Source organism: Gordonia sp. NPDC003422 (assembly GCF_053588675.1).
Genome location: NZ_JBSFQL010000030.1, coordinates 54,572 through 62,075, shown reverse-complemented (window position 1 = coordinate 62,075; position 7,504 = coordinate 54,572). Strand labels below are relative to the sequence as shown.

Genomic DNA, 7,504 nt, shown 5'->3' with positions numbered 1-7,504 from the left:
TCACTGCGATGCAACCGGCGGATCTCCGCCCACTGTTCCACTGAAATCACCCTCCTAGCTCAGACGGGGGTCAAAATTCACCCGTCGCTAAGGGGTCAGTTTTCAGGCGTCGTTAACACATCCCCGCGTCCGCGGGGAGCACCCACTCATGATCAACCACGAGGTCATCGGGTCGGGCTCATCCCCGCGTCCGCGGGGAGCACGACCGTTAGCCGAACTGTTCGGCGACCATGTCGGGCTCATCCCCGCGTCCGCGGGGAGCACCCTGACGGCGAGGATGCGGAGACGGGCACCAAGGGCTCATCCCCGCGTCCGCGGGGAGCACCACCGTCCACGTACCCACCCGACCCTTGGCCGGGGCTCATCCCCGCGTCCGCGGGGAGCACGGCATGATTCGGCGCGAGCCGGTCACCGACCCCGGGCTCATCCCCGCGTCCGCGGGGAGCACGTCACCGGTCTCACCAATGGGGTTGCGCGGACGGGCTCATCCCCGCGTCCGCGGGGAGCACTCGATACTCGCGGATGTCGCGTCACGCTTCGGGGGCTCATCCCCGCGTCCGCGGGGAGCACGTGCGCAGCCGTTGCCGGACCCACACACCAGAGGGCTCATCCCCGCGTCCGCGGGGAGCACCTGCTCGGTCGCGCAGTGGGTGAGGCTGAGGCGGGCTCATCCCCGCGTCCGCGGGGAGCACGCGATGGCGGTGATGAGGGTGGTGGTCCAGGCGGGCTCATCCCCGCGTCCGCGGGGAGCACTCGGAGTTGCGGCCGAAACCGATGCTCACACCGGGCTCATCCCCGCGTCCGCGGGGAGCACCCGCGGACTCGGGCGTGAGTCAGCGGTCGAACGGGCTCATCCCCGCGTCCGCGGGGAGCACGCTGATGGTATTGGCGATTTGGCGGATGCGTTGGGCTCATCCCCGCGTCCGCGGGGAGCACCCCTGATTCTGAAGGCGCGCGACCGGTTGGACGGGCTCATCCCCGCGTCCGCGGGGAGCACTTTCCGTCGGTGTAGCGCGCAACCAGCTGTGCGGGCTCATCCCCGCGTCCGCGGGGAGCACGTTGTCGCATCCCTCCTGACGGCGCGCCGCCTGGGCTCATCCCCGCGTCCGCGGGGAGCACCACGACGTACGCGAGCGCGGGCCGTTCGAGTTGGGCTCATCCCCGCGTCCGCGGGGAGCACCATCGCGCGGTTACCGGCTCGGCGAACCACCCGGGCTCATCCCCGCGTCCGCGGGGAGCACTGTCCGGGTTGTCAGATATGTTGCACACAACCGGGCTCATCCCCGCGTCCGCGGGGAGCACATCCGCTCGGGTTCGACGTTCACGTTCACCCAGGGCTCATCCCCGCGTCCGCGGGGAGCACGCCCAGCCGGGACCGCCGGCCTCCCGAGCGACGGGCTCATCCCCGCGTCCGCGGGGAGCACGAACTGCGAGCACAGGCCGAGCTGCGGGTGGTGGGCTCATCCCCGCGTCCGCGGGGAGCACGGCCGCGGGCTCCCCGCTGACGGCGGTCTGGTGGGCTCATCCCCGCGTCCGCGGGGAGCACGCGATCGAGAACAGCCAGGTTCCGTGCCCGCGGGGCTCATCCCCGCGTCCGCGGGGAGCACGAGCCTTATACGCTCCCCAAACACCGGAATCCGGGCTCATCCCCGCGTCCGCGGGGAGCACGTTCCGACACGGCACCACTGACGGGGCTGTCCGGGCTCATCCCCGCGTCCGCGGGGAGCACGCCTTCCCGACCACAGCGGCCGCAGTCACCGCGGGCTCATCCCCGCGTCCGCGGGGAGCACGCGTTCCTCGGCCTCGGTGGCCGCGAGGATCGCGGGCTCATCCCCGCGTCCGCGGGGAGCACTCGGTTCTGGTGGTCACGGTGGTCTCCGTTTCGGGCTCATCCCCGCGTCCGCGGGGAGCACAGTGTGCTCTCGCTCAACGACCAGCCAGGCTGGGGCTCATCCCCGCGTCCGCGGGGAGCACAGGTGATCGCCGATGGCTACTCGACAGAAGCCGGGCTCATCCCCGCGTCCGCGGGGAGCACACACGCGAAGGCATCCTCTGGTGGTACCGCCAGGGCTCATCCCCGCGTCCGCGGGGAGCACCAGCCGGTCCACTGGTTTCCGCCGTGAAAGTCGGGCTCATCCCCGCGTCCGCGGGGAGCACACAGATGCCAGCCAGGACCGTCGACGAACCGGGGGCTCATCCCCGCGTCCGCGGGGAGCACTCGCACCAGAACCACGACGGCTCGTCGCCGAGGGGCTCATCCCCGCGTCCGCGGGGAGCACACGTGGGAGCAGGTGAAGGAGCTTGGCGGTGTGGGCTCATCCCCGCGTCCGCGGGGAGCACTGGTAGAACTCCCTCTCGTCACGGAAGGTGGCGGGCTCATCCCCGCGTCCGCGGGGAGCACTCGGGCGAGATTCGGGTGTCCGTTGATGCTGCGGGCTCATCCCCGCGTCCGCGGGGAGCACGGTCGAGTGGACTACGCGACCCGAATCGGGCCGGGCTCATCCCCGCGTCCGCGGGGAGCACCCACCCGGCGCGTCGGTGCGCCGACCGAGGAGGGGCTCATCCCCGCGTCCGCGGGGAGCACGTGGGATGAGTCGGAGGGGCACGGCTCGGCTGGGGCTCATCCCCGCGTCCGCGGGGAGCACGCGGCGGCGATCGGCAACGTGCCGTTCGGCCCGGGCTCATCCCCGCGTCCGCGGGGAGCACGTGGCAGCGCGGGAACAGGTTCGCGGGCACGTGGGCTCATCCCCGCGTCCGCGGGGAGCACACAGTGCCATGGCCATTGCTGGCGCATTGCGGGGGCTCATCCCCGCGTCCGCGGGGAGCACCCTCGCTCGGCGTCACCACGCGCGATCGCAATGGGCTCATCCCCGCGTCCGCGGGGAGCACGTCCTCTAGTGCTGCGGCTGCGGACTCGCACCGGGCTCATCCCCGCGTCCGCGGGGAGCACTGACGACGCGAAGGCTGAGACGGTCGATCCGCGGGCTCATCCCCGCGTCCGCGGGGAGCACCCGGTTTCGTTGTCACCGAGCGCCGCTTTGATGGGCTCATCCCCGCGTCCGCGGGGAGCACTGTTGTTGCTGTCCAGGGGATGTGCACGCCGCGGGCTCATCCCCGCGTCCGCGGGGAGCACTCCAACAGATTCGGGGCGTTCACATTCGTGATGGGCTCATCCCCGCGTCCGCGGGGAGCACTATGCGCCGACGTACACCGGGCGGGTTCAGCAGGGCTCATCCCCGCGTCCGCGGGGAGCACCCGTCGAGCATGGGGGCGTGTGTAGTGGGTGCGGGCTCATCCCCGCGTCCGCGGGGAGCACCCACGGATACCGCGCAGGATCGCGTCGAGCAGGGGCTCATCCCCGCGTCCGCGGGGAGCACGCCGGCACCAAGTACGCGATCGACTCGGTACTGGGCTCATCCCCGCGTCCGCGGGGAGCACTTCCCGTCGCCGTTCCTGCCAGCGATCACGCAGGGCTCATCCCCGCGTCCGCGGGGAGCACGGCGGCGAGGATCGCGCGCGCGTAGTCGAGTTGGGCTCATCCCCGCGTCCGCGGGGAGCACCCGTTCGGGTTTGCTGCGACGAACCCGATCGTGGGCTCATCCCCGCGTCCGCGGGGAGCACGACTGGTCGGGGCCGGTCGCCAATATGCAGCGGGGCTCATCCCCGCGTCCGCGGGGAGCACTGGGCCGGTCGATATACGGGCGTACGCGAACGGGGCTCATCCCCGCGTCCGCGGGGAGCACTGAAACAGCCCGCTCGCCTCGTTGCCGCCGCTGGGCTCATCCCCGCGTCCGCGGGGAGCACTCGGGCGCGGGCTTCGAGTTGCAGGTGCGCGCGGGCTCATCCCCGCGTCCGCGGGGAGCACTGACCCCCGCGTTCACCGTCCGGCTTCTGTCGGGGCTCATCCCCGCGTCCGCGGGGAGCACTTCCTTCTCTTGGATGGTGTTTTAGCGGAGGCGGGCTCATCCCCGCGTCCGCGGGGAGCACCTCGCGGTCGAAGATCTCGCGGATGGTGGGGTGGGCTCATCCCCGCGTCCGCGGGGAGCACATCAGCTGGGCTTCCATGCGTCGGTTGCGACCGGGCTCATCCCCGCGTCCGCGGGGAGCACCCATCCGCGCCCATGCGAAGGAGTTGTGATGGGGGCTCATCCCCGCGTCCGCGGGGAGCACCAACTGGTGGGCGGTCATGAAGGTGTCCACGTGGGCTCATCCCCGCGTCCGCGGGGAGCACTCGTCGTTGTTGTTCTGGTTCTGGTTGAGTGCGGGCTCATCCCCGCGTCCGCGGGGAGCACGGAGGAATTCTTCCCCGTGCTGCAGGCGACGCAGGGCTCATCCCCGCGTCCGCGGGGAGCACAAGGTTCGCGATCTGGTCGTCGCGGGTGTCGAGGGCTCATCCCCGCGTCCGCGGGGAGCACAGGGCTGTTGTGATGCGATCGGCCGCGACTGGGGGCTCATCCCCGCGTCCGCGGGGAGCACGTGGTCACGACGCCCTACGGTTTCCGTCACGCGGGCTCATCCCCGCGTCCGCGGGGAGCACAATTACTACGTCGTGGTGAATGGCATCACAAAGGGCTCATCCCCGCGTCCGCGGGGAGCACCCGAGTCGTGTGCGGATGCGGTGGTCTTGGTTGGGCTCATCCCCGCGTCCGCGGGGAGCACGACCACGAAGGCACCTCACTGCTGTACGTGTCGGGCTCATCCCCGCGTCCGCGGGGAGCACTACAGTCTGAGCCATGTTCGCTCACCGATCGAGGGCTCATCCCCGCGTCCGCGGGGAGCACGTGTGCGACGGGCCGCTACCGGTCGCGGAAGCGGGCTCATCCCCGCGTCCGCGGGGAGCACCCGTTCTCTGCGTAGGAACCGACCTGCACACCGGGCTCATCCCCGCGTCCGCGGGGAGCACCCTCTTCGGCGCTAGCGATAGATCGGGCACCCTGGGCTCATCCCCGCGTCCGCGGGGAGCACACGGGCGAGTATCGGAAGAACCAGCGCGGCAGGGGCTCATCCCCGCGTCCGCGGGGAGCACTGCGACTGCGGCCCGACTGGGTGGACGTCGTCGGGCTCATCCCCGCGTCCGCGGGGAGCACAAGCCGCGCACCCCGGAACCCATCAATGCGGTGGGCTCATCCCCGCGTCCGCGGGGAGCACCAAGTGGCCCAAAGCTTCCGATGATGTGCCCAGGGCTCATCCCCGCGTCCGCGGGGAGCACACCGGGCGCTGTCTTTTCAAGACGCGAACGGGCGGGGCTCATCCCCGCGTCCGCGGGGAGCACGCTGCGACCACCCATCCGCTCGGCGAAATCCTGTGGCTCATCCCCGCGTCCGCGGGGAGCACCACGCAGCCGAGCTCGGCCACCCCACAATCGTGGGCTCATCCCCGCGTCCGCGGGGAGCACCGGCACATCTTCGCCCCTCGGATGCGATAGGTGGGCTCATCCCCGCGTCCGCGGGGAGCACCGGCACATCTTCGCCCCTCGGATGCGATAGGTGGGCTCATCCCCGCGTCCGCGGGGAGCACACATTCGCAACGGCACATCCACATAACGCCACGGGCTCATCCCCGCGTCCGCGGGGAGCACACGTCGGCGATGCAGGCGTGGCGGCAGCGGGCGGGCTCATCCCCGCGTCCGCGGGGAGCACTGGTGTCGCCCACCACCAGGTGACCGTCCACGGGGCTCATCCCCGCGTCCGCGGGGAGCACCTCCCGGTGTATGGGCAGCGAGTGAAATTGCTGGGCTCATCCCCGCGTCCGCGGGGAGCACGGCTTCCCTCGCCGACCAAATACGACACCATCGGGCTCATCCCCGCGTCCGCGGGGAGCACTCCTGGCGTGTCCCCCGTGAGCCGGTCCGGGTTGTTTTAGAGTCCTGATTGCCCTGATGAGGGCGGAGAAGGGACGATGAAGAACATGGCAGGACGGAAGCGTCACTCGGCGGAGGACATCGTGCGCAAATTGCGCCGGGCCGATGAGTTGACCGCGGAAGGCAAGACCGGCGAGGAGATCGCTGCCGATCTCGAGGTGTCGGCGGCCACGTTGTACAACTGGCGGCGCCAGTACGGCGGCATGGACGGCGACGCCGCCAAGGAACTCAAAGAGCTGCGCGAGCAGAACAGCCGACTCAAGCGACTGCTCGCCGATGCCGAACTCGAGAAAGACGCGCTGCGGGAGATCGCCAAGGGAAAATTCTGAGCCCGACCGCCAAACGCGCCGCCATCGACATGCTCAAGGACGTCAAGAGCATGTCAGAACGCATGGCGTGCAAGGTAGTTGGGCTTTCCCGTTCCGCCTATCGACGGCTGCCGCAAGCACACACCCCGGCCGACCCCGACGCCGCACTGCGCGAGCAGCTACGCACGTATGCCCGCAAGAACCCCCGGCACGGGTTCCGGCGCGCGTGGGCACACCTGCGCTTCGACGACGGCATCGAGATCAACAAGAAGAAAGTGCACCGGTTGTGGAAAGAAGAGGGCCTGCAAGTGCGGCGCGCTCCGCGCCGCAAACGCGCCGGCCAGTCATCGGTCCCGGTCGTTGTCGCGGACGCACCGAAAGTGGTATGGGCATTGGACTTTCAGTTCGATTCCACCGTGGATGGGAAGAAGATCAAGATCGCGTCCATGGTTGACGAACACACCCGGATGTCGTTGCTGAACATCGTGGACCGCTCGATTCCGGCTGAGCGGTTGATCGAGGAGTTGGAGAAGACGTTCGCGATCTGGGGTGGCCCGCCGATGGTGCTGCGCATGGACAACGGCCCTGAGTTCATCTCAGAAGCCCTGCAGGCGTTCTGTGCAGGGTCGGTCGGGATCTCCTACATTCCGCCCGGCACACCGTGGAACAACGGGTTCATCGAGTCGTTCAACAACCGGTTGCGCGACGAGTGTTTGAACCGCAACTGCTGGCCCACACTGATCGAGGCCCGCGTGGTCATCGACGACTTCAAAGACGACCACAACCACCGACACCGGCACTCAGCGCTGGGCTACCAAACGCCGGCCGAGTACGCTGCCGGATGCACCCACCAACATCACCCCGTGGGCTGCGAGATCGACTGACGATCACAACAAGGAACTGGCTCTAGAACTGCCTGGACCGGTTATCGGGGACCTGCCACTCCCCCAAACCCGCCGCGACGACACCGAACCCGGGCTCATCCCCGCGTCCGCGGGGAGCACAAGTTCGTCGGCATGGAGTCGATGTTCGGTCAGGGCTCATCCCCGCGTCCGCGGGGAGCACAGCCTGCGGTCCCGAGTTCTTGGCGGACGACGGGGCTCATCCCCGCGTCCGCGGGGAGCACTACACGGTCGCGGCGGCTGGCGCGGACACCTCGGGCTCATCCCCGCGTCCGCGGGGAGCACCGCATGCGGGCGCAGACGTTCACCAAGCCGCTGGGCTCATCCCCGCGTCCGCGGGGAGCACTGCCGACAGTCGGGGCGCTCATGCGCCTACCCGGGCTCATCCCCGCGTCCGCGGGGAGCACCGTCAGCCACGCTACAGCAGAGCATCA

General features: G+C 70.0%; 1 protein-coding gene and 2 CRISPR repeat arrays (1 of these 3 only partly in view). The gene reads left to right on the top strand.

Annotated elements, in window-relative coordinates; all coding sequences use genetic code 11:
• Positions 1-113: 113 nt before the first annotated feature.
• Positions 114-5,822: direct repeats of the CRISPR family, unit length 29 nt; unit sequence GGGCTCATCCCCGCGTCCGCGGGGAGCAC.
• Positions 5,823-5,907: 85 nt separating this feature from the next.
• Positions 5,908-7,052 (top strand): IS3 family transposase gene (locus tag ACWDTF_RS21300; RefSeq protein ID WP_449755029.1). Its coding sequence is split into 2 segments (ribosomal slippage): positions 5,908-6,175 and positions 6,175-7,052, totalling 1,146 coding nucleotides; the frame shifts between segments, so codons are not numbered across the junction.
• 90 nt (positions 7,053-7,142) lie between these two features.
• A CRISPR array of direct repeats spans positions 7,143-7,504; the repeat unit is 29 nt; unit sequence GGGCTCATCCCCGCGTCCGCGGGGAGCAC; it runs 217 nt beyond the window's last position.